This window comes from Pseudaquabacterium rugosum (assembly GCF_038066575.1).
GTDB lineage: Bacteria > Pseudomonadota > Gammaproteobacteria > Burkholderiales > Burkholderiaceae_C > Pseudaquabacterium > Pseudaquabacterium rugosum.
The window spans coordinates 1-19,927 of sequence record NZ_JBBUTF010000019.1 but is presented as its reverse complement, the minus strand read 5'-3'; the positions used below and the strand labels follow the sequence as shown (position 1 = coordinate 19,927).

The window sequence follows — 19,927 nt, the reverse complement described above, 5'->3', positions numbered from 1 at the left end:
GTCAGACGTAGGCGGGGACCTTGCAGGTCTTGTGTTCGACGTGGTGGACGAACTCGTCACGGAAGTGCTTGAGCATGCCGCGCACCGGCATCGCCGCCGCATCACCCAGCGCGCAGATGGTGCGGCCCATGATGTTCTCGGCGACGTTGTCCAGCAGCGCGATGTCCTCCGGACGGCCGTCGCCGTGCTCGATGCGCTGCACCAGACGCCACAGCCAGCCCGTGCCCTCACGGCACGGCGTGCACTGGCCGCAGCTCTCGTGCTGGTAGAAGTAGGACAGGCGCAGCAGGCTCTTGACCATGCAGCGGGTCTCGTCCATGACGATGACGGCGCCCGAGCCCAGCATCGAGCCGGCCTTGCTGATGGAGTCATAGTCCATCGTGCAGTCCATCATCACCGCGGCCGGCAGCACCGGGGCCGACGAGCCGCCCGGGATCACCGCCTTGAGCTTCTTGCCACCCTTGACGCCACCGGCGAGCTCCAGCAGCTTGGCGAACGGCGTGCCCAGCGGGATCTCGTAGTTGCCCGGGCGCTCGACGTCACCGACCATCGAGAAGATCTTCGTGCCGCCGTTGTTCGGCTTGCCGCACTCCAGGTAGGCCTGGCCGCCGTTGCGGATGATCCAGGGCACCGCGGCGAAGGTCTCGGTGTTGTTGATCGTCGTCGGCTTGCCGTAGAGGCCGAAGCTGGCTGGGAACGGCGGCTTGAAGCGCGGCTGGCCCTTCTTGCCCTCGATCGACTCCAGCAGCGCCGTTTCCTCGCCGCAGATGTAGGCGCCGAAACCGTGGTGCGCGTGCAGCTGGAAGCTGTGCGTCGAACCCAGGATCTGGTTGCCCAGATAACCGGCGGCCCGCGCCTCCTCCAGCGCGGCTTCGAAGCGCTCGTAGACCTCGAAGATCTCGCCGTGGATGTAGTTGTAGCCGACCGAGATGCCCATCGCGTACGACGCGATGATCATGCCCTCGATGACCGAGTGCGGGTTGAAGCGCAGGATGTCGCGGTCCTTGCAGGTCCCGGGCTCACCCTCGTCGCTGTTGCACACCAGGTACTTCTGCACCGGCAGCGCGCGGGGCATGAAGCTCCACTTCAGACCCGTCGGGAAGCCGGCGCCGCCGCGGCCACGCAGACCGGAGCCCTTGACCTCGGCGATCACCTGGTCCGGGCTCAGGCCCTCGCCGCCGTCCTTGGCGAAGATCTTCTTCAGCGCCTGGTAGCCACCACGCGCCTCATAGTCCTTCAACGACCAGTTGCCACCGTTCAGACCCGCGTAGATCTGCGGGTTGATGTGGCGGTCGTGGAAACACGTTTCCAGGCCGGTGGCCTGGAACTGGGAGAGGTCGAGCATCGTCGTCATCGTGCGGCGCTCACTTGGCCTGGGCCTTCAGCGTCTCGACCAGGGCGTCGAGGCGGTCATCGCTCATGTAGCTGAGCATCTGGCGGTCGTTGACCAGCATCACCGGCGCATCGGCGCAGGCGCCGAGGCATTCGCACTTGGCCACGGTGAACAGGCCGTCCGGCGTGGTGCCGCCGTCCTCGACGCCGAGCTTCTTCAGCACGTGCTCCAGCGCCCGCTGGCCATCACGCAGCTGGCACGGCAGGTTGGTGCAGACGTTGAGCTTGAACTTGCCCACCGGCCGCTGGTTGTACATGTTGTAGAAGGTCGTCACCTCGCGCACGGCGATCGGCGCCATGCCCAGGTAATCGCCGATGGCGACCTCGGCCTCACCGCTGACCCAGCCCTGCTCCTGCTGCACGATCGACAGACAGGCCATGACGGCGGACGACTTCTGGTCCGCGGGGTACTTGGCGACCTCCCGGGCGAAGCGCGCCAGCGTCGCCTCGGACAGCTGCGCCGCCACCGGCTTGGTGGACGCGTTCTGAACGTTGGATGCAGTCATCGATCGATCTCGCCAAACACGATGTCCATGGTGCCGATGATCGCCACCGCGTCGGCGATCATGTGTCCGCGCGCCATCTCGTCGAGCGCGGACAGGTGGGCGAAGCCCGGGGCACGGATCTTCAGGCGGTACGGCTTGTTGGCGCCGTCGCTGACCATGTAGATGCCGAACTCGCCCTTCGGATGCTCGACGGCGGCATAGGCCTCGCCCTCGGGCACGCGCATGCCTTCGGTGAAGAGCTTGAAATGGTGGATCAGCTCCTCCATGTTGCTCTTCATCGCGGTGCGCGACGGCGGCGCCACCTTGTGGTTGTCGGTGATGACCGGACCGGGGTTGGCGCGCAGCCAGGCCACGCACTGCTGGATGATGCGGTTGGACTGGCGCATCTCCTCGACACGCACCAGATAGCGGTCGTAGGTGTCGCCGTTGACGCCGACCGGGACGTCGAAGTCCATCTTGTCGTAGACGTCGTAGGGCTGCGTCTTGCGCAGGTCCCAGGCGATGCCGGAGCCGCGCAGCATGGCGCCGGTCAGGCCCAGCTGCAGTGCGCGCTCGGGCGTGACGACGCCGACGCCGACGGTGCGCTGCTTCCAGATCCGGTTGTCGGTCAGCAGGGTCTCGTACTCGTCGACCAGGGCCGGGAAGCGCTTGCAGAAGTCATCGATGAAATCCAGCATCGAACCCTGGCGGTTCGCGTTGAGCTGGTCGATGGCCCGCTGGTTCTTGATCTTGCTGACCTTGTACTGCGGCATGCTGTCCGGCAGGTCGCGGTAGACGCCGCCCGGACGGAAGTAGGCCGCGTGCATGCGCGCACCCGACACCGCTTCGTACAGATCGAACAGGTCCTCACGCTCGCGGAAGCAGTAGATGACGATGTTCATCGCACCGCAGTCCAGGCCGTGACAGCCCAGCCACAGCAGGTGGTTCAGCAGACGCGTGATCTCGCTGAACATCACCCGGATGTACTGCGCGCGCACCGGCACCTCGATGCCCACCAGCTTCTCGATGGCCAGGCAGTAGGCGTGCTCGTTGCACATCATCGAGACGTAGTCCAGCCGGTCCATGTAGGGCAGGCTCTGGATGTAGGTCTTGCTCTCGGCCAGCTTCTCGGTGGCGCGGTGCAGCAGGCCGATGTGAGGATCGGCGCGCTGGATGACCTCGCCGTCGAGTTCCAGCACCAGGCGCAGCACGCCGTGGGCGGCCGGGTGCTGCGGCCCGAAATTCAGCGTGTAGTTCTTGATCTCAGCCATGTCAGATGTCCATCAGCGAGGTGACGTGGGCGCTGCGTGCGGACCACCCTGCCCCGTCAGGTACGCGACCGGCACCGGTCGCCGCGATAGGGGCCGTGCAGGCCGCGCAGGCTGCGCGTCAGTGCAGTCCGCCGTAGTTGTCTTCGCGGATGATGCGCGGCGTGATCTCGCGCGGCTCGATGGTCACCGGCTGGTAGACCACGCGCTTTTGCTCGGCGTCGTAGCGCATCTCCACGTGACCGGTCACGGGGAAGTCCTTGCGCAGCGGATGACCGATGAAACCGTAGTCGGTCAGGATGCGCCGCAGGTCGTCATGACCCTCGAACAACAGGCCGTACATGTCGAAGGCCTCGCGCTCGAACCAGTTGCAGCCGTTCCACACCGAGGTCACGGAAGGCACGACCGGCATGTCGTCATCGGGCGCGAAGACCTTCACGCGCACCCGGTGGTTCAGGCTGACGCTCAGCAGGTGCGACACCGCGCAGTAGCGCGGGCCGTCCCAGGGCTGGTCCTTGTAGGTGCTGTAGTCGAGGCCGCAGAGGTCGACCAGCTGCTCGAACTTGAGCCGGGCATGGTCCCGCAGCGTCTTGGCGACCTCCAGCCAGTCCTTGGCGGCCACCGTGATGGTGATCTCGCCGCGGTCGCGCTGGAGGTGGGTGATCTTCTGGCCGAGCGTGTCCTGCAGGGCGGTCTGCAGCTGGTCCAGGCGTTGGGTCATGTCGCGTGCCTCTGGCGTCAGGCGTGGGGGCGCGTCAGGCGCGGGCGATGGTGTTTTCGCGGCGGATCTTGGCCTGCAGCTGCAGGATGCCGTAGAGCAAGGCCTCGGCGGTCGGCGGGCAGCCCGGCACGTAGACGTCGACCGGAACGATCCGGTCACAGCCGCGCACGACCGAGTAGCTGTAGTGGTAGTAACCACCGCCGTTGGCGCAGGAGCCCATGCTCAGCACCCAGCGGGGCTCGGCCATCTGGTCGTAGACCTTGCGCAGCGCCGGGCCCATCTTGTTGCACAGCGTGCCGGCGACCACCATCAGGTCACTCTGGCGCGGGCTGGGCCGGAACAGCATGCCGAAGCGGTCGATGTCGTAGCGGGCCGCGCCCGCATGGATCATCTCGACGGCACAACAGGCCAGACCGAAGGTCATGGGCCACAGGGAACCCGTCTTGGACCAGTTGATCAGCTTGTCGACCGACGTGGTGACGAAGCCTTCCTTCAGAACGCCTTCAATGCCCATGGCTTGCTATCGCGTGCGTAGATTGTGATCGGCCATCCCGCTTCGGATGACCGGCCCCACCGACCGCGGACCGCCACGACGCAATGCCGGACAGACCGCTGGGAGTGCTCGATGGGTGGATGGCGAGACGGGATGCGAGGCCCTCACTCCCAGTCGAGAGCACCCTTCTTCCATTCGTAGGCAAAACCGACCACGAGGATGGCGAGGAAGACCATGATCGCCCAGAAGCCTGACGCGCCGATGTCGCGCAGCGCGACAGCCCAGGGGAACAGGAAGGCGATCTCGAGGTCGAACAGGATGAAGAGGATGGCCACCAGGTAGTAGCGGACATCGAACTTCATGCGCGCGTCCTCGAAGGCCTCGAAGCCGCACTCGTAGGGGCTGTTCTTCGCGGCGTCAGGGCGCTGCGGGCCCAGCAGGAAACCGAGTACCTGCGGGGCGATGCCGATCCCGACGCCGACCAGGATGAACAGGATGACGGGAAGGTACTGTTGCAGATCCATGGCGTGCGGCGACTGAGGAGTGAAAGACGTCCGGCCACGAAAACGGCGCGCCGCTTGCAGCTTGAACTGCCCGCAGAGCGCGCCGCCAGGAGGCCCCTCGTGCTGCAGGAGGGGCCGCCCCGTCGCTCGGATCGCGAACGACAGGACTTTGTGGGTGGCCGTGGTTGGCTCTAGGTGTACTCGTGTTCTGGTGCCGTCGGCGAGACTCGAACTCGCACAGCTTTCGCCACTACCCCCTCAAGATAGCGTGTCTACCAATTTCACCACGACGGCAATCGTGTTCGCCTTTCGGCGCTGTTTCAGCAGTTGGGCTTGAGGTATTGCTGTACTGCTGAAGCTCGTATTCTATACCAACTTTGCGTCGATTCTGCGGGTTTCTTCTTGCGGGTTGTCACGGACAGCGTGGCAAGTACGCGACACCGTCTTGACGAACACCGGAAGCACGGCGAAGTGCCGCGCTTCCGGCCATCGAGACCCACAGGAATGGACCGCGAACCGGTGCGGCCGGCTGGCCGCCTGCGTTCAGGGCTTGGCGGCCGATGCCACCGGCGCGGGCACGGTCGCCGCACCCTGCTGCACCGGAATCGCACCGATGGCGGCCGACGCCACCGGCGCCGGGGCACTGGCCGCTACCGGCGCCTTGTCCAGCACGCTGCCTTCGGCGGCCGGCACACCCGCCTGGCCACGGCCGTTGGCCAGGAAGGCCAGGGCCAGCGTGCAGACGAAGAAGACGCCCGCGCACACGGCGGTCGAGCGCGACAGGAAGTTGGCGCTGCCGGTCGCCCCGAACAGACTGCCCGAGGCACCGCTGCCGAAGGAGGCGCCCATGTCGGCGCCCTTGCCGTGCTGCACCAGCACGAGACCGATCATCGCGATGGCGGCGAGCAGCTGCAGCACCAGCACGATGTTCATCCAGATCTGCATGGAAATCCTTGTTGTTTCTGATGGGCCGTGGCGCGGGGCGATCAGCCCGCGGCGCGGCAGATGGCGACGAAATCGGCGGCCTTCAACGAGGCTCCGCCGATCAGGCCGCCGTCGATGTCGGGCTGCGACATCAGCGCAGCCGCGTTGTCCGGCTTCATGCTGCCGCCGTAGAGCAGCTGCATGGCGTCGGCACGCGGCGTCGCGGCCTTGAGCTGGGCCCGCATCAGCGCGTGCACGGCCTGGGCCTGCTCGGGCGTGGCCACCTTGCCGGTGCCGATCGCCCAGACCGGCTCGTAGGCGACGACCATCTCGCCGGCGCACGGTCCCAGCGCATGGATGACGACCGACAGCTGGCGCTTGACCACCGCCTCGGTCTGCTCGGCCTCGCGCTCGGCCAGGGTCTCGCCGACGCACACGATCGGGGTCAGGCCCTTGGCCAGCGCCGCCTTGGCCTTGTCGGCCACCTGCTGATCGGTTTCGCCGTGGTACTGGCGGCGCTCGCTGTGACCGACGATCACGTAGCGGCAGCCGAACTCGGCCAGCATGCCGGCCGAGACCTCGCCGGTGTAGGCGCCGTTGGCATGCACCGACACGTCCTGCGCGCCCCAACGGACCTCGCTGCCGGCCAGCGCGACCGCCGTCTCGGACAGGTAGGGGTAAGGCACGCACACGGCCACGTCACAGCCGAAGGGTCGCGCGGCCTGGATGCCGGCCAGCAGTTCCGCGTTGGCGGGATGGCTGCCGTTCATCTTCCAGTTGCCGGCCACGAACTTGCGTCGCATCTGTCGTCACTCCTTGATGATGTCTGTCAGACCGGTGCCGGCACGAGGCGGGCTCCGGTGTGCGGAAAGCTGGGCCCGGGAGGCCACCCCACGGAATCCGCGGGGCTCAGGCACTCCAGTCGAGCAGGATCTTGCCCACGTGCTCGCCCTGCTCCATCAGCGCATGGGCGTCGGCCGCACGGGCCGCGGGCAACACGGCGTGGATCACGGGACGGATGCGTCCGGCGTCCAGCAAGGGCCAGACCCGCTCACGCAGGGCCCGGGCAACGGCGGCCTTGAAGGCCACCGGACGCGGGCGCAGCGTCGAGCCGGTGAGGGTCAGGCGCCGGCGCAGCACGTCGCCGGCGTTGAAGCCGGCACGCACGCCCCCCTGGACCGCGATGATGACGAGGCGGCCGTCATCGGCCAGGCACTCCACCTCGCGCGCGACGTAATCGCCGGCCACCATGTCGAGGATCACGTCGGCTCCGCGGCCGGCCGTGGCCTGCAGCGTCTGCTCGACGAAGTCCTGCTGTCGGTAGTCGATCGCCGCGTCGGCGCCGAGGGCCAGGCAGGCGGCCACCTTGGCCGGACTGCCGGCGGTGGCGATGACCCGCGCACCGAAGGCCTTGGCCAGCTGGATGGCGGTGACGCCGATGCCGCTGGTGCCGCCCTGCACCAGCAGGGTCTCACCAGGCTGCAGCGCCGCGCGCTGGAACACGTTGCTCCAGACGGTGAAGAAGGTCTCGGGCAGGCCCGCGGCCTCGACATCGCTCCACCCCGCCGGCACCGGCAGGCACTGGGCGACCGGCGCGACGCAGCGCGTCGCATAGCCGCCACCGGTGACCAGCGCGCAGACGCGGTCACCCAGGCCCAGGCCAGCCGCCGCGAGCGCGGACAGGTCACCGCCGATCACGACGCCGGCGACCTCCAGACCCGGAAGGTCCGAGGCCCCGGGCGGCGGCGGATAGATGCCCTTGCGCTGCAGCACGTCGGGACGATTGACGCCCGATGCCCGCACATCGATCAAGACCTCGCCGGCACCGGGCACCGGATCAGGGCGCTCACCCTGGACCAGCACCTCGGGGCCACCGTGGCCTCTCAGCTCGATCACGCGCATCGTTCGACTCTCCCGATCCCTGCGGCTGGGCGTTGCGGTGCGTCAGCCCGATCTCAGCCTTGCGAGCCCTCGCCGCCATCGGCGGCCGGAGCCGGCGAGGCGTCGGCGGCCGGCGCCTCGGCGCGCGGCTCGCGCTCGGCACGCTCCGGACGGTCACCACGGTCGCGGCGCGGGCCACGGTCCGGGCGATCGAAACGGTCGCGGCGCGGGCGCTCCTCGCGCTGCGGCTCCTCGTAGCCTTCCGGCTTCTCGAGCAGCGCCTTCAGGCTCAGCTTGATGCGGCCCTTCTCGTCGGTCTCGAGCACCTTGACCTTGACGATCTGGCCTTCCTTCAGGAAGTCCTCGACGCGCTCGACGCGCTGGTGGGCGATCTGGCTGATGTGCAGCAGACCATCCTTGCCCGGCAGCACGTTGACCAGGGCACCGAAGTCCAGGATCTTGGTGACGGCACCTTCGTAGATGGCGCCGACCTCGGCCTCGGCCGTGATCTCCTCGATGCGCTTCTTCGCCAGGGCGGCCTTGTCGCCGTCGGTCGAGGCGATGGTGATGGTGCCGTCCTCGCCGATGTCGATCTGCGTGCCGGTCTCCTCGGTCAGCGCACGGATGGTGGCGCCGCCCTTGCCGATCACGTCACGGATCTTCTCGGGGTTGATCTTCATCGTGTAGAGGCGCGGCGCGAACTCGCTGAGCTCGGCCTTGGCCTCGCCGACGGCCGACTGCATGACGCCCAGGATGTGCATGCGCGCTTCCTTGGCCTGAGCCAGCGCGACCTGCATGATCTCCTTGGTGATGCCCTGGATCTTGATGTCCATCTGCAGGGCGGTCACGCCGGCGGTGGTGCCGGCCACCTTGAAGTCCATGTCGCCGAGATGGTCCTCGTCACCCAGGATGTCGGTCAGCACGGCGAAGCGGTTGCCATCCTTGATCAGGCCCATGGCGATGCCGGCCACGTGGGCCTTCATCGGCACGCCGGCGTCCAGCAGCGCCAGGCAGCCGCCGCAGACCGAAGCCATCGACGACGAGCCGTTCGACTCGGTGATCTCGGAGACCACGCGCAGCGTGTACGGGAAGTCTTCCTTGTTCGGCAGCAGCGGCACCAGGGCGCGCTTGGCCAGACGGCCGTGGCCGATCTCGCGGCGCTTCGGGCTGCCCACGCGACCGGTCTCGCCGGTGGCGAACGGAGGCATGTTGTAGTGGAACAGGAAGCGGTCCTGGAACTCGCCGGCCAGCGCGTCGATCTTCTGCGCGTCCTGCTCGGTGCCGAGGGTGGCGACGACCAGGGCCTGCGTCTCGCCACGGGTGAACAGCGACGAGCCGTGGGTGCGCGGCAGCACGCTGTTGCGGATCTCGATCGGGCGCACCGTGCGGGTGTCACGGCCGTCGATGCGCGGCTCGCCGTTGAGGATCTGGCTGCGCACGATGCGGGCCTCGATCTCGAACAGCAGGCCTTCGACGGCGACGCTGTCGACGGTCAGACCGTCGGCCTTCAGCGCGGCCAGGGTCTCGGCGGTGGCCTCACGGCAGGCCTGGGTGCGGGCCTGCTTGCTGCGGATCTGGTAGGCGGCGCGCAGCTTGGGCTCGGCCAGCTCGGTGACCTTGGCGATGAAGGGCTCGTCCTTGGCCGGAGCGGTCCACTGCCATTCGGCCTTGCCACCGGCACGCACCAGGGCGTGGATGGCGTCGATGGCGACCTTGCCCTGCTCGTGGCCGAAGACCACGGCGCCCAGCATCACCTCTTCGGAGAGCTGGTCGGCTTCCGACTCGACCATCAGCACGGCGGCTTCGGTACCGGCGACGACCAGATCCAGCTGGCTGCCGGCCAGCTGGGTCTTCGACGGGTTCAGCACGTACTGGCCGTTGATGTAGCCGACGCGCGCGGCACCGATCGGGCCGGCGAAGGGAATGCCGGAGACGCTCAGCGCGGCGCTGGAGGCGATCATCGCGGCGATGTCGGCCTGCACCTCGGGGTTCAGGCTCAGCACGTGGATGATGACCTGGACTTCGTTGAAGAAGCCTTCCGGGAACAGCGGACGGATCGGGCGGTCGATCAGGCGGCTGGTCAGGGTCTCGAGCTCGCTCGGGCGGCCTTCACGCTTGAAGAAGCTGCCCGGGATCTTGCCGGCGGCGTAGGTCTTCTCGAGGTAGTCGACGGTCAGCGGGAAGAAGTCCTGGCCGGGCTTGGCTTCCTTGCGGGCGACGACGGTGGCCAGCACGGTGGTGCCGTCGATGTCGACGACGACGGCGCCGGACGCCTGACGGGCGACCTCACCGGTCTCCATCGTGACGGTGTGGGCGCCCCACTGGAAGGTCTGGGTGACTTTGTTGAACATGGTCATCAGGAAGGTCTCCGGAAGCCCGTCTGACGCGGGGCGTCGTCAGGGCGTTGGCGGCACGCTCGCGGTGGTGCCGGCTGAGAACCGGGAGCTGACCTGCGGACCCTTCCGCTGGCTTCGATGCCATTCCAGCGCGACCCGAAGCGGGCGGCCCTGGAATGACACAGCATGGCCGTGGCGGGGTGGTGGACAGGGACTCCGGAATCGGCGGGCGGGTGACGGGGCCTGCGCCCCGCCCCACCTGCCACGACCGCTCACGCCGACCGCACGGGGCGGTGGTGTGGCGGACGCTGGTGCGGGCCGCGAACGGCCCGCGGCGGGCTTACTTGCGCAGGCCCAGCTTCTGGATCAGGGCGGTGTAGCGCTCGGGAGTGCGGCCCTTGAGGTAATCCAGCAGCTTGCGGCGACGGCTGACCATCTTCAGCAGACCGCGACGACCGTGGTGGTCCTTGGCGTGGGTCTTGAAGTGGGGGGTCAGCTCGTTGATGCGCGCGGTCAGCAGCGCGACCTGGACTTCCGGCGAACCGGTGTCGTTCTCGCTGCGGGCGTTGCCCTTGATGATCTCTGCGCGCTTGATGTCGGCCACGGACATGGTGGTGTTTCCTGGTGGGGTGGAAACCGCGTGGCTGCCGGCTTGTGGAGCGACCGCCGCACCGCACGGGGCGATGGACGGACGCCGGGAGGCCGGCGGGCGACGATGTCGGTTTCCGTTGACGACTTGCGGCAGCGGGTGAAACCGACCCGCGCCGTGCTGATGCCCTGCCCCGTGGCACCCCGCACGCAGGCCGGTGGCGCACGCGCGAAGCCCCCTGCGGAGCAGAACCGGCGGATTATATGCGCAGCGCGCCGCGCAGGCGCTCGACGCCGTCCAGCAGCCGCTGTGGATCGCGTGACGCGAAACACCAGCGCAGCCAGCCCTGGGCCTCGGCGCCGAAGGCCGCGCCCGGCGCCAGGCCCAGGCCGTGCTCGGCCACCAGGGCCTGGGCGCAGGCCAGCGAGTCGCCACTGCCGGGCATGCTGAAGAACGCGTACATGCCGGCCTGCGGACGCGCCAGGTGCACACCGGGCACGGTCGCCAGCGCATCGCACAGCGTGTCGCGGCAGTGGTGCAGATGGGCCACCAGCGGCGGCACCAGCGTGTCGGCCAGCGCCAGCGCCTGCAGGCCACCGCGCTGCACGAAGACCGGCGCGCAGGAACTGTTGAACTCGATCAAGGTGCCGGTCGGCCCGATCAGCCCGGCCGGCAGCAGCAGCCAGCCCAGACGCCAGCCGGTCATCAGGAAGGCCTTGGAGAAGCTGCCGACGACGATCACCCGGTCCTGCGGCGTGGCCAGATCGGCGAAGCTCGGTGCACAGGCCGGGGATGCCGGCCGCGCGCCACCGGCGGCCGGCGCCGGGCCGTCGCCGTACCACAGGCGGTCGTAGACCTCGTCGGCGACGATCCAGGTGCCGGTGCGGCGGCAGTGGTCGAGGATGGCCTGCTGCTCGTCGCGCGTCAGCGTCCAGCCGGTGGGGTTGTTCGGCGCGTTCAGCAGCAGCACGCGGGTGGCCGGGGTGACGGCCTGCAGCAGGCGCTGCAGGTCCAGCCGCCAGGCGCCGTGGGCGTCCGGCGCCAGCGGCACGCGCGTGAGCCGGGCACCGAGGATGGCGGGCTGGGCCGGCAGGTTCGGCCAGACCGGCACCACGCAGACCACCTCGTCGCCGGGCGACAGCAGCAGCTGCATGGCCGTCATCAGCGCCGTCACGCCGGACGAGGTGACGGCGATGCGCTCGTCGCCCGGGTCGCCGTGCAGGCCGGCGAGGTACTGGCGCAGGGCCTGGCGCAGCTCGGGCAGGCCGAGGTTGTGGCTGTAGAAGGTCTCGCCGCGGGCCAGCGACTCGGCGGCGGCCGCACGCACCGGCTCGGGCGTGACCTGGTCGCTCTCGCCGAACCAGAAGGCCAGCACGTCGGGGCGGCCGAGCGCGGCGTTGGCCACGGCGCGGATCTGGCTGCCCGGCAGGGCGGCGATGGTCGGACGCAGATCGGGCAGATGCGGCACGGGCGGACTCATGGGGGTGGAGGTTCTGCGGATGACAGGGTGTGGTCGATGATGGGGCGACAGCCGGTCGGGCGCGCCGGCGCGCTCGCCGACACCCTCGCCGGGACGCTCACCGCTGACTGCGCGCCCAGGGCGCCCGCGCACGGTGCCGACCGGGCTCAGCCCGGCCGCACCATCTTGCAGCTGGCGGGCAGCTCGACCTGCCGTGGCTCGAAGCGCCGCATCACGCGGAAGCCGTAACCCGAGCCCTCGACCTCGTGCTTGACCCCGCGCGCGCCGACCCGGTCCATCACGCCGACCAGCAGCGGCTGCTGGAACTGGTGGTCGGACGCGCGCATCACGCCCTCGTGGAAATCGCGCAGGGGGCCCAGCCGCGTGGTGTCCAGCTGCAGACCCTCCAGTGCCCGGGCCACCGCCAGCGGATCGGCGCTGCGCGCCTTCTCCATCGCCTGCACCAGCAGCTCGATCAGCGCCTGCATGCGGGCGTGCAGATAGTCGTCGCGCGGCTGCGGATAACGCTGGCGGAACTGGCCGACCAGGGCATCGGCCGCCGCGCCACCGACATTGGGCAGCCACTCGGCCACCGCCAGCACCTTGCCGACGCCCGCCTCGCCGATGGCCGCCGGCGCGCCCAGCGCGTTGCCGTAGAAGGTGTAGAAGCGCAGGTCCAGGCCCAGCTCGCGGCAGGCCTTGATCATCAGCGTCAGGTCCGGGCCCCAGTTGCCGGTGACCACCGCCTGCGCCCCGCTGGCGCGGATCTTCGAGGCCCAGGGCAGGAAGTCCTTGATCTTGCCCAGCGGGTGCAGCTCGTCGCCGACGATCTGGATGTCGGGCCGGCGGCGGCCGATCTCGGCGCGCGCCTGCTGGTTCACGTACTGGCCGAAGCTGTAGTCCTGGCCGATCAGGAAGACCTTGCGCAGCTGGCGGTCGTCCTGCAGCACCGACATCAGCGCGCCCAGCCGCATGTCGGCATGGGCGTCGAAGCGGAAGTGCCAGAAGCTGCAACGCTCGTTGGTCAGCGCGGGCTCGACGGCGGCGTAGTTCAGCAGCACCTGGCGGCGCTCGGGATCGCGCTGGTTGTGGCGGTTGATGGCGTCGATCAGCGCGCCGGCCACGGCCGAGCTGTTGCCCTGCAGCACCCAGCCGATGCGCTGGTCGGCCGCCAGGCGCAGCAGGTTCAGCGCCTCGTCGGTGCTGCCCTGGTGATCCAGGCGCTGCAGCGCCAGCGGCCGCGCGCCGCCGGGCAGGCGCACGCCGCCGCGGGCATTCACCCGCTCGACCGCCCACAGCAGGTTGCGCCAGGCCGCCTCGCCGCCGGCGGCCAGCGGGCCGGACAGGGCCTCGATCATGGCCAGCCGGATCGGCTCGCCGGGGGCCGCCGTCTGGGCGCGCACGCCCGGGGCGGCCACCACGGCCGCCGCCCCTGCGCCGGCACCGACGAGCTGACCGAGGAAGCGGCGACGGGAAGGCGGGAGGTCGGACAGGACGGTCTGGACGGTCTGGGCGGACATGGGTTCAGGCCGGCGCGACGCGGCCGCCGGGCATCAGGTCAGGGGATGGGACGGGATGGCGGGCACCGGAGCCGGCCCCACCGGCGGCCGATCCTGCGGCTCATCCAGCGGCCAGCGCGGGCGCACGTCGAAGGCGTAGTCGGGCCGGGCGGTGGCGATGCCGGTCTGCAGCCGCATGGCCGCGGCCAGCGCGATCATCGCCCCGTTGTCGGTACACAGCGACAGCTCCGGATAGTGCACGCGCCAGCCGCGCTTGCGCGTCGCCTCGTCCAGCTGGGCGCGCAGCGCGGCGTTGGCGCCGACGCCGCCGCTGACCACCAGCCGCTTCAGCCCGGTGCGCTTGAGCGCGTCCAGGCTCTTGCGCACCAGCACCTCGACGATGGCGGCCTGGGTCGAGGCGGCCAGATCGGCCCGCTCGACATCCGTCGGCGCGGGGCCCAGCTTGCGCAGCTGCACCGCCACCGCCGTCTTCAGGCCGGCGAAGGAGAAATCCAGATCCTTGCTGTGCAGCAGCGGGCGCGGCAAGGCGTAGGCATCGCCCCGCCCCTGCTGCGCCAGGCGCGACAGCGCCGGCCCGCCCGGATAGCCCAGGCCCAGCAGCTTGGCGCTCTTGTCGAAGGCCTCGCCGGCCGCGTCGTCGATGGTCTCGCCCAGCAGCGCGTACTGCCCGACGCCATCGACCCGCATCAGCTGGGTGTGGCCCCCGGAGACCAGCAGCGCGACGAAGGGGAACTCCGGCGGATCGGCCGACAGGAAGGGCGACAGCAGATGGCCTTCCAGGTGATGGACGCCGAGCGTCGGCCGGTCGAGCGCCAGCGCCAGCGCGCAGGCCACGCCGGCACCCACCAGCAGCGCGCCCGCCAGGCCCGGGCCGCGGGTGTAGGCCACCACGTCGATGTCGGCGCGGCTCAGGCCGGCCTCGGCCAGCACCTCGTCGGTCAGCGGCAGCACGCGGCGGATGTGGTCGCGCGAGGCCAGCTCGGGCACCACGCCGCCATAGGCCTCGTGCATCGCGACCTGGCTGTGCAGCGCGTGCGCGCGCAGGCGCGGCCAGACGATGGGCCCGCCACCGGCCCCGGTGCCTGCCCCGGCGGTAGCCGGCGACGCCAGGGTCACCACCGCCACCCCGGTCTCGTCACATGATGATTCGATGCCCAGCACATTCATGGCGCGCGAGTGTATCCAGACCGCCGCCACCGGCTGGCCGCGATGGCGGGTCGCAATGGCGGGTCGCGACGGCGCCGCACCCAGGCGCACCAACGCACACCAGCGCCGCACCCGAACCGCACCACACCCATGCAGGACCGGCCCGGCCTGGTGCATCGGGCCGGCCACTGGCGCGTCACTTGCTTGGGATTGCGCCATGAAGACATCCGTCTCCACGCTGCGCATCGTCATCGTCGCCCCCGAGAACCTCAGCCCCGGCCCGGACATGGATGCCGAGCTGCTGGAAGAGGCCGACCGCTCGCGCAGCCTGCGCATCGGTCTGCTGGAGGGCGGCTACAACATCGTGGCGGTGCTGCCCTCGGACATCTACCTGCCCGAGCGCATCGCGCAGATCCAGCCCGACCTGATCATCGTGGATGCGGAAAGCCAGGCCCGCGACACGCTGGAACACGTGGTGATGGCCACGCGGGATGCGCGGCGCCCCATCGTGCTGTTCACCAACGAGGAAGACCCGACCCACATGCGCGAGGCCATCGCCGCCGGGGTGACGGGCTATGTCGTGCAGGGGCTGGCGGCTGAGCGGGTCAAGCCGGTGCTGGACGTGGCCATGGCCCGCTTCCAGGTCGAGGAAGGCCTGCGCCGCGAGCTGGCCGACGCCCGCAGCCAGCTCGGCGAGCGCAAGATCATCGAACGGGCCAAGGGCCTGCTGATGACGCGCCACGGCCTGAACGAGGACGCGGCCTACGCCCGCCTGCGCAAGACGGCGATGGACAAGGGCCTGAAGATGGCCGACCTCGCCCAACGCCTGATCGACGCGAGCGAGCTGCTGGGCTGATCCGCCCCCTGCGGCGCCGGGCCACGCACCAGCGCCGACCGCAGGCACCCCGGGATGGTGCATTGCAGCAGGACCGGCGCGCCACGGCCCGCGCACGGCCTCCCTGCCGCGGTGCATGGGGTGCCGGACCGCGGGAGATCCAGGCTGGCACGCCCCGTGCTTAGTACTCTGCAAGAAGGTCAACGGCGATCTTCCCTCACAGGACAGGCCACTCCAACGTCGGAGTGACCCGCCCAGGACGACGGCGTCCCCACCCTCTGTCGCGGCATCCGCGGCGGTCCGGTGCGGACGCCTTTTTGTTTTTCCGTCGTAGCGAGAGAGCCCCCGCGATGTCTTCCCTGTCCAAGCCCGCCAAGGAAACCCCCGACATGAGCCGCCGTACCGTCATCAAGGCCGCCGCCGCAGGCGTGGCCGGCGTCACCGCCTCCGGCATGGTGCCCGGCCTGCAGGCCGCCGTGTATGCCGCCGGCTCCGACAAGCCGGAGAAGGAAGAAGTCCGGATCGGCTTCATCCCGCTGACCGACTGCGCCAGCGTGGTGATGGCCAGCGTGCTGGGCTTCGACAAGAAGTACGGCATCAAGATCATCCCGACCAAGGAGGCCAGCTGGGCCGGCGTGCGCGACAAGCTGGTCAACGGCGAGCTCGACATGGCCCACGTGCTCTACGGCCTGGTCTACGGCGTGCACCTGGGCATCGGCGGCCCCAAGAAGGACATGGCCGTGCTGATGACGCTGAACAACAACGGCCAGGCCATCAGCCTGTCCAAGGCGCTGGCCGACAAGGGCGCCGTCGACGGCCCGTCGCTGGCCAAGGTGATGGCGGCCAACCCGCGTGAATACACCTTCGCCGGCACCTTCCCCACCGGCACCCATGCCATGTGGATGCACTACTGGCTGGCGGCCGCCGGCATCAACCCGCTGTCGGGGGCCAAGCTGATCACCGTGCCGCCGCCGCAGATGGTGGCCAACATGCGCGTGGGCAACATGGACGGCTTCTGCGTCGGTGAGCCCTGGAACCACCGCGCCATCATCGACGGCATCGGCATCACCGCCAACACCACCCAGGACATCTGGAAGGACCACCCCGAGAAGGTGCTGGGCGCCACCGGCGAGTTCGTCCAGAAGTACCCCAACACCGCACGTGCGGTGATGATGGCGGTGCTCGAAGCCAGCCGCTGGATCGACGCCGGCCTGCAGAACAAGATGAAGATGGCCGAGACCGTGGCGCAGAAGGCCTACATCAACACCAGCGTCGACGCGATCAACCAGCGCATCCTGGGCCGCTACCAGAACGGCCTGGGCAAGACCTGGGACGACCCCAACCACATGAAGTTCTTCGGCGACGGCGCGGTGACCTACCCGTACCTGTCGGACGGCATGTGGTTCCTGACCCAGCACAAGCGCTGGGGCCTGCTCAAGAGCCACCCGGACTACCTGGGCGTGGCCAAGGCCATCAACCAGACGGCGCTCTACAAGGAGGCCGCCGGCGCCCTGAAGATCAGCGTGCCCAAGAGCGATCTGCGCAGCAGCAAGCTGATCGACGGCGTGGTGTGGGACGGCAAGGAGCCGGCCAAGTACGCCGACGGTTTCAAGATCAAGGCCTGAGCCTGACGCGGGTCGTGTGCGGCAGCGCCGCGGACGACCCCGCCCATCCACACCTGACGTGTCCCGCACGAGCAACTGGAGATCCCCATGGTCAGTGCCGTCTTCCACTCCCCGCTGAACACCGTCGAGCCCGGCGCCGCGGCCCGCCCCGCCGCCACCGGCGCTGCCGCCGCCACCACGGCCGACGCACCCACCGCGACCGCACCGGCCCCCGTCGCCCCCCGGCCGGCCCGCGACTGGCGCGGCTTCTGGATGGCCGTGCTGCCGCCGGTGCTCGGCCTGGCCACCCTGATCGCGATCTGGGCCGTCGCGACGATGAACAGCACCACCTTCCCCACCCCGGCACAGACCTTCGACGCCGCGGTCAAGCTGTTCGCCGACCCGTTCTACAGCAACGGCCCGAACGACCAGGGCATCGGCTGGAACATCCTGAACTCGCTGCAGCGCGTGGGCCTGGGCTTCGGCATGGCCGCCCTCGTCGGCATCCCGCTGGGCTTCATCATCGGCCGCTTCGAGTTCGTCAGCCGCATGGTCTCGCCGCTGATCAGCCTGCTCAAGCCGGTCTCGCCGCTGGCCTGGCTGCCGATCGGCCTGCTGGTGTTCAAGAGCGCCAACCCGGCCGCCATCTGGACCATCTTCATCTGCTCGATCTGGCCGATGGTGGTCAACACCGCGGTGGGCGTGCAGCGCGTGCCCCAGGACTACCTGAACGTGGCCCGCGTGCTGAACCTGTCCGAGTGGAAGGTCATCACCAAGATCCTGCTGCCCTCGGTGCTGCCCTACATGCTGACCGGCGTGCGCCTGTCGGTGGGCACGGCCTGGCTGGTGATCGTCGCCGCCGAGATGCTGACCGGCGGCGTGGGCATCGGCTTCTGGGTCTGGGACGAGTGGAACAACCTCAACGTCCAGCACATCATCATCGCCATCTTCGTCATCGGCATCGTCGGCCTGGCGCTCGAACAGGCGCTGATGGCCCTGGCCAAGCGCTTCTCCTTCGACGACTGAGCGGGCACGGCACCGCGCCGCACACCCCACCGCCCTGCCCCGCCAACCGCACCGCCAGACACCCCAGGAGTCCCCATGGAACGCTTCATCCAGGTCCAGTCCGCCGAGATGGTCTTCAACACGAAGAAGGGCCGCTTCCACGCCCTGCGCGACATCCACCTCGACGTCGCCAAGGGCGAGTTCATCACGCTGATCGGCCACTCCGGCTGCGGCAAGAGCACGCTGCTGAACCTGATCGCCGGCCTGACGCTGCCCACCAGCGGCGCCCTGCTGTGCGACAACAAGGAGATCGCCGGCCCCGGCCCCGAGCGCGCGGTGGTGTTCCAGAACCACAGCCTGCTGCCCTGGCTGACCTGCTTCGAGAACGTGCTGCTGGCCGTCGAGCGCGTCTTCGGCGGCAAGGAGAGCAAGGCCCAGCTGCGCGACCGCACCACCGCCGCGCTGGAACTGGTGGGCATGAGCCACGCCCTGGCCAAGCGCCCGCACGAGATCTCCGGCGGCATGAAGCAGCGCGTGGGCATCGCCCGCGCCCTGGCCATGGAGCCCAAGGTGCTGCTGATGGACGAGCCCTTCGGCGCCCTGGACGCCCTGACCCGTGCCCACCTGCAGGACGAGCTGCTGAAGATCGTGGCCCGCACCCAGAGCACCGTGGTGATGGTGACCCACGACGTGGACGAGGCCGTGCTGCTGAGCGACCGCATCGTGATGATGACCAACGGCCCGGCCGCGACCATCGGCGAGATCCTGAAGGTGGAACTGCCGCGCCCGCGCAACCGGGTGGAGCTGGCCGAGGACACGCAGTACGTGCACTACCGCAAGGCGGTGCTGGACTTTCTGTACACCCGGCACGGGCGGCCGCAGCAGAAGGCGGCGTGAAGGTGGCCTGAGCGCGCTAAGCGGCCTGAGGGCCCTGAGCGCGCCCTGATGCGGGGCACAGGCCTCTGGCACACGGCTTGCTGAAGTGAGACTGTGCCGGCAACGGCACCGTTCTATCTCCTCAGCGGGGCCTCAGCCCTTTCGTCCACCCCCGGCCGTGTCCGGGGGTTTTTTTTGGGCTTGGCACGAAGGTGGTGCCTGGGGGGATGGAGGCTGCACCACGGAAGAGCCGGCTGTGACGAGCGACGCATCGCCCACGCGCAAGACCGCCGACTGCTTGTGGCCTGGGCCTGCAGAGGCCACCATCTGTCCACATGTCCCTGACGGTCACCACCATGCGCATCACCCTCGAGATTGACGACGCGCTGATGCGCGAAGTGCTCCGCCTGACCGGGCTGAAGAGCCGGAAGGAGGCTGTCGACATGGGCTTGCGCACGCTGCTGCTGCGATTGCGCAAGCAAGAGGCGTTGCGCCAGCTCCGCGGCCATCTGCGCTGGGAGGGCGATCTGAATGCCATGAGGACCGACACGTGATCCTGCTGGATGGCTTGGTCCGTGAGGCCGTGGAGCTGGTGAGCCTGACCTGGGTCGCCTGGCTCAACAACCACCGGCTGATGGGCCCGCTGGGCTACATCCCACCGGCGGAGGTCGCGGCAAACTACTGGCGCTAACCCGCCGAGCCATCGGCCCAAGCGGCGTGACTACTTAAACCAACAGGCCTCCGCGAGACCCGGGCGGTTCAGTTTAGGGTGGGCGGTCTCAAGTCCGAAATGCAACACCCCACCGGATTGCTGCATCATCAATGAACCGCTGCCACGTCCTGTTCGGCAACGGTCTGCATCATCTCGCGGAACGCCTGGATCGGACTGC

General features: G+C 69.2%; 19 protein-coding genes and 1 tRNA gene. 5 read left to right on the top strand and 15 right to left on the bottom strand.

Annotated elements, in window-relative coordinates; translation table 11 throughout:
- Position 1: 1 nt before the first annotated feature.
- The 15 genes from nuoF to tsaD form a co-directional block, all read right to left on the bottom strand.
- Entirely contained in the window at positions 2-1,354 is a 1,353-nt protein-coding gene (gene nuoF, locus AACH11_RS18985) for an NADH-quinone oxidoreductase subunit NuoF (protein ID WP_423228777.1), read from the bottom strand.
- Positions 1,355-1,364: 10 nt separating this feature from the next.
- Positions 1,365-1,898, bottom strand: coding sequence for an NADH-quinone oxidoreductase subunit NuoE (gene nuoE, locus AACH11_RS18980; RefSeq protein ID WP_341375835.1), 534 nt, complete (start codon positions 1,896-1,898; stop codon positions 1,365-1,367).
- The gene (locus AACH11_RS18975) at positions 1,895-3,148 is read right to left on the bottom strand and encodes an NADH-quinone oxidoreductase subunit D (protein ID WP_341375834.1); all 1,254 of its coding nucleotides are present in this window, start codon (positions 3,146-3,148) and stop codon (positions 1,895-1,897) included. The genes nuoE and AACH11_RS18975 overlap by 4 nt, the downstream gene beginning before the upstream one ends.
- 118 nt (positions 3,149-3,266) lie before the next feature.
- Positions 3,267-3,866 (bottom strand): NADH-quinone oxidoreductase subunit C, encoded by a 600-nt coding sequence (locus AACH11_RS18970; protein WP_341375833.1) that lies wholly within the window; start codon positions 3,864-3,866, stop codon positions 3,267-3,269.
- Positions 3,867-3,900: 34 nt separating this feature from the next.
- Entirely contained in the window at positions 3,901-4,380 is a 480-nt protein-coding gene (locus tag AACH11_RS18965) for a NuoB/complex I 20 kDa subunit family protein (protein WP_341375832.1), read from the bottom strand.
- 143 nt (positions 4,381-4,523) lie between these two features.
- Entirely contained in the window at positions 4,524-4,883 is a 360-nt protein-coding gene (locus tag AACH11_RS18960; RefSeq protein WP_341375831.1) for an NADH-quinone oxidoreductase subunit A, read from the bottom strand.
- A gap of 188 nt (positions 4,884-5,071) precedes the next feature.
- Positions 5,072-5,156, bottom strand: a tRNA-Leu gene (locus tag AACH11_RS18955).
- A 249-nt stretch (positions 5,157-5,405) separates the two neighbouring features.
- A complete protein-coding gene (gene secG, locus AACH11_RS18950) occupies positions 5,406-5,807 on the bottom strand; it encodes a preprotein translocase subunit SecG (protein ID WP_341375830.1) in 402 nt (133 codons plus the stop codon).
- Between the two features lie 41 nt (positions 5,808-5,848).
- Positions 5,849-6,589 carry a triose-phosphate isomerase gene (gene tpiA, locus AACH11_RS18945; RefSeq protein WP_341375829.1) on the bottom strand — a complete coding sequence of 247 codons (741 nt, stop codon included), beginning with the start codon at positions 6,587-6,589 and terminating at the stop codon, positions 5,849-5,851.
- Between the two features lie 106 nt (positions 6,590-6,695).
- A complete protein-coding gene (locus AACH11_RS18940) occupies positions 6,696-7,688 on the bottom strand; it encodes an NAD(P)H-quinone oxidoreductase (protein WP_341375828.1) in 993 nt (330 codons plus the stop codon).
- 53 nt (positions 7,689-7,741) lie between these two features.
- Positions 7,742-10,024 (bottom strand): polyribonucleotide nucleotidyltransferase, encoded by a 2,283-nt coding sequence (pnp, locus tag AACH11_RS18935; protein ID WP_341375827.1) that lies wholly within the window; start codon positions 10,022-10,024, stop codon positions 7,742-7,744.
- Positions 10,025-10,343: 319 nt separating this feature from the next.
- Positions 10,344-10,613 carry a 30S ribosomal protein S15 gene (rpsO, locus tag AACH11_RS18930; RefSeq protein ID WP_341375826.1) on the bottom strand — a complete coding sequence of 90 codons (270 nt, stop codon included), beginning with the start codon at positions 10,611-10,613 and terminating at the stop codon, positions 10,344-10,346.
- Positions 10,614-10,851: 238 nt separating this feature from the next.
- The gene (locus tag AACH11_RS18925) at positions 10,852-12,072 is read right to left on the bottom strand and encodes a pyridoxal phosphate-dependent aminotransferase (protein WP_341375825.1); all 1,221 of its coding nucleotides are present in this window, start codon (positions 12,070-12,072) and stop codon (positions 10,852-10,854) included.
- A 146-nt stretch (positions 12,073-12,218) separates the two neighbouring features.
- Positions 12,219-13,571: a branched-chain amino acid ABC transporter substrate-binding protein gene (locus AACH11_RS18920; protein ID WP_341375824.1), complete on the bottom strand. Its 1,353-nt coding sequence runs from the start codon at positions 13,569-13,571 to the stop codon at positions 12,219-12,221.
- Positions 13,572-13,604: 33 nt separating this feature from the next.
- The gene (gene tsaD / locus AACH11_RS18915) at positions 13,605-14,738 is read right to left on the bottom strand and encodes a tRNA (adenosine(37)-N6)-threonylcarbamoyltransferase complex transferase subunit TsaD (RefSeq protein WP_341375823.1); all 1,134 of its coding nucleotides are present in this window, start codon (positions 14,736-14,738) and stop codon (positions 13,605-13,607) included.
- A gap of 196 nt (positions 14,739-14,934) precedes the next feature.
- Here tsaD and AACH11_RS18910 point away from each other — a divergent pair, with 196 nt between their 5' ends.
- The 5 genes from AACH11_RS18910 to AACH11_RS18890 all read left to right on the top strand — a co-directional run bounded on the left by AACH11_RS18910 (position 14,935) and on the right by AACH11_RS18890 (position 19,591).
- Positions 14,935-15,573, top strand: coding sequence for an ANTAR domain-containing response regulator (locus AACH11_RS18910; protein WP_341375822.1), 639 nt, complete (start codon positions 14,935-14,937; stop codon positions 15,571-15,573).
- 329 nt (positions 15,574-15,902) lie between these two features.
- Positions 15,903-17,177: a CmpA/NrtA family ABC transporter substrate-binding protein gene (locus AACH11_RS18905; protein WP_341375821.1), complete on the top strand. Its 1,275-nt coding sequence runs from the start codon at positions 15,903-15,905 to the stop codon at positions 17,175-17,177.
- A gap of 87 nt (positions 17,178-17,264) precedes the next feature.
- Positions 17,265-18,182: a nitrate ABC transporter permease gene (gene ntrB, locus AACH11_RS18900; RefSeq protein ID WP_341375820.1), complete on the top strand. Its 918-nt coding sequence runs from the start codon at positions 17,265-17,267 to the stop codon at positions 18,180-18,182.
- A 75-nt stretch (positions 18,183-18,257) separates the two neighbouring features.
- The gene (locus AACH11_RS18895; RefSeq protein WP_341375819.1) at positions 18,258-19,058 is read left to right on the top strand and encodes an ABC transporter ATP-binding protein; all 801 of its coding nucleotides are present in this window, start codon (positions 18,258-18,260) and stop codon (positions 19,056-19,058) included.
- Between the two features lie 314 nt (positions 19,059-19,372).
- A complete protein-coding gene (locus tag AACH11_RS18890) occupies positions 19,373-19,591 on the top strand; it encodes a type II toxin-antitoxin system VapB family antitoxin (protein WP_341375818.1) in 219 nt (72 codons plus the stop codon).
- Positions 19,592-19,927: the final 336 nt, after the last annotated feature.

What these genes read in the sequence shown, in the direction of transcription:
- nuoF (WP_423228777.1), bottom strand. Translation starts at nt 1,354, where the DNA reads ATGACGACGATGCTCGACCTCTCCCAGTTCCAGGCCACCGGCCTGGAA.
- nuoE (WP_341375835.1), bottom strand. Translation starts at nt 1,898, where the DNA reads ATGACTGCATCCAACGTTCAGAACGCGTCCACCAAGCCGGTGGCGGCG.
- AACH11_RS18975 (WP_341375834.1), bottom strand. Translation starts at nt 3,148, where the DNA reads ATGGCTGAGATCAAGAACTACACGCTGAATTTCGGGCCGCAGCACCCG.
- AACH11_RS18970 (WP_341375833.1), bottom strand. Translation starts at nt 3,866, where the DNA reads ATGACCCAACGCCTGGACCAGCTGCAGACCGCCCTGCAGGACACGCTC.
- AACH11_RS18965 (WP_341375832.1), bottom strand. Translation starts at nt 4,380, where the DNA reads ATGGGCATTGAAGGCGTTCTGAAGGAAGGCTTCGTCACCACGTCGGTC.
- AACH11_RS18960 (WP_341375831.1), bottom strand. Translation starts at nt 4,883, where the DNA reads ATGGATCTGCAACAGTACCTTCCCGTCATCCTGTTCATCCTGGTCGGC.
- secG (WP_341375830.1), bottom strand. Translation starts at nt 5,807, where the DNA reads ATGCAGATCTGGATGAACATCGTGCTGGTGCTGCAGCTGCTCGCCGCC.
- tpiA (WP_341375829.1), bottom strand. Translation starts at nt 6,589, where the DNA reads ATGCGACGCAAGTTCGTGGCCGGCAACTGGAAGATGAACGGCAGCCAT.
- AACH11_RS18940 (WP_341375828.1), bottom strand. Translation starts at nt 7,688, where the DNA reads ATGCGCGTGATCGAGCTGAGAGGCCACGGTGGCCCCGAGGTGCTGGTC.
- pnp (WP_341375827.1), bottom strand. Translation starts at nt 10,024, where the DNA reads ATGACCATGTTCAACAAAGTCACCCAGACCTTCCAGTGGGGCGCCCAC.
- rpsO (WP_341375826.1), bottom strand. Translation starts at nt 10,613, where the DNA reads ATGTCCGTGGCCGACATCAAGCGCGCAGAGATCATCAAGGGCAACGCC.
- AACH11_RS18925 (WP_341375825.1), bottom strand. Translation starts at nt 12,072, where the DNA reads ATGAGTCCGCCCGTGCCGCATCTGCCCGATCTGCGTCCGACCATCGCC.
- AACH11_RS18920 (WP_341375824.1), bottom strand. Translation starts at nt 13,571, where the DNA reads ATGTCCGCCCAGACCGTCCAGACCGTCCTGTCCGACCTCCCGCCTTCC.
- tsaD (WP_341375823.1), bottom strand. Translation starts at nt 14,738, where the DNA reads ATGAATGTGCTGGGCATCGAATCATCATGTGACGAGACCGGGGTGGCG.
- AACH11_RS18910 (WP_341375822.1), top strand. Translation starts at nt 14,935, where the DNA reads ATGAAGACATCCGTCTCCACGCTGCGCATCGTCATCGTCGCCCCCGAG.
- AACH11_RS18905 (WP_341375821.1), top strand. Translation starts at nt 15,903, where the DNA reads ATGTCTTCCCTGTCCAAGCCCGCCAAGGAAACCCCCGACATGAGCCGC.
- ntrB (WP_341375820.1), top strand. Translation starts at nt 17,265, where the DNA reads ATGGTCAGTGCCGTCTTCCACTCCCCGCTGAACACCGTCGAGCCCGGC.
- AACH11_RS18895 (WP_341375819.1), top strand. Translation starts at nt 18,258, where the DNA reads ATGGAACGCTTCATCCAGGTCCAGTCCGCCGAGATGGTCTTCAACACG.
- AACH11_RS18890 (WP_341375818.1), top strand. Translation starts at nt 19,373, where the DNA reads ATGTCCCTGACGGTCACCACCATGCGCATCACCCTCGAGATTGACGAC.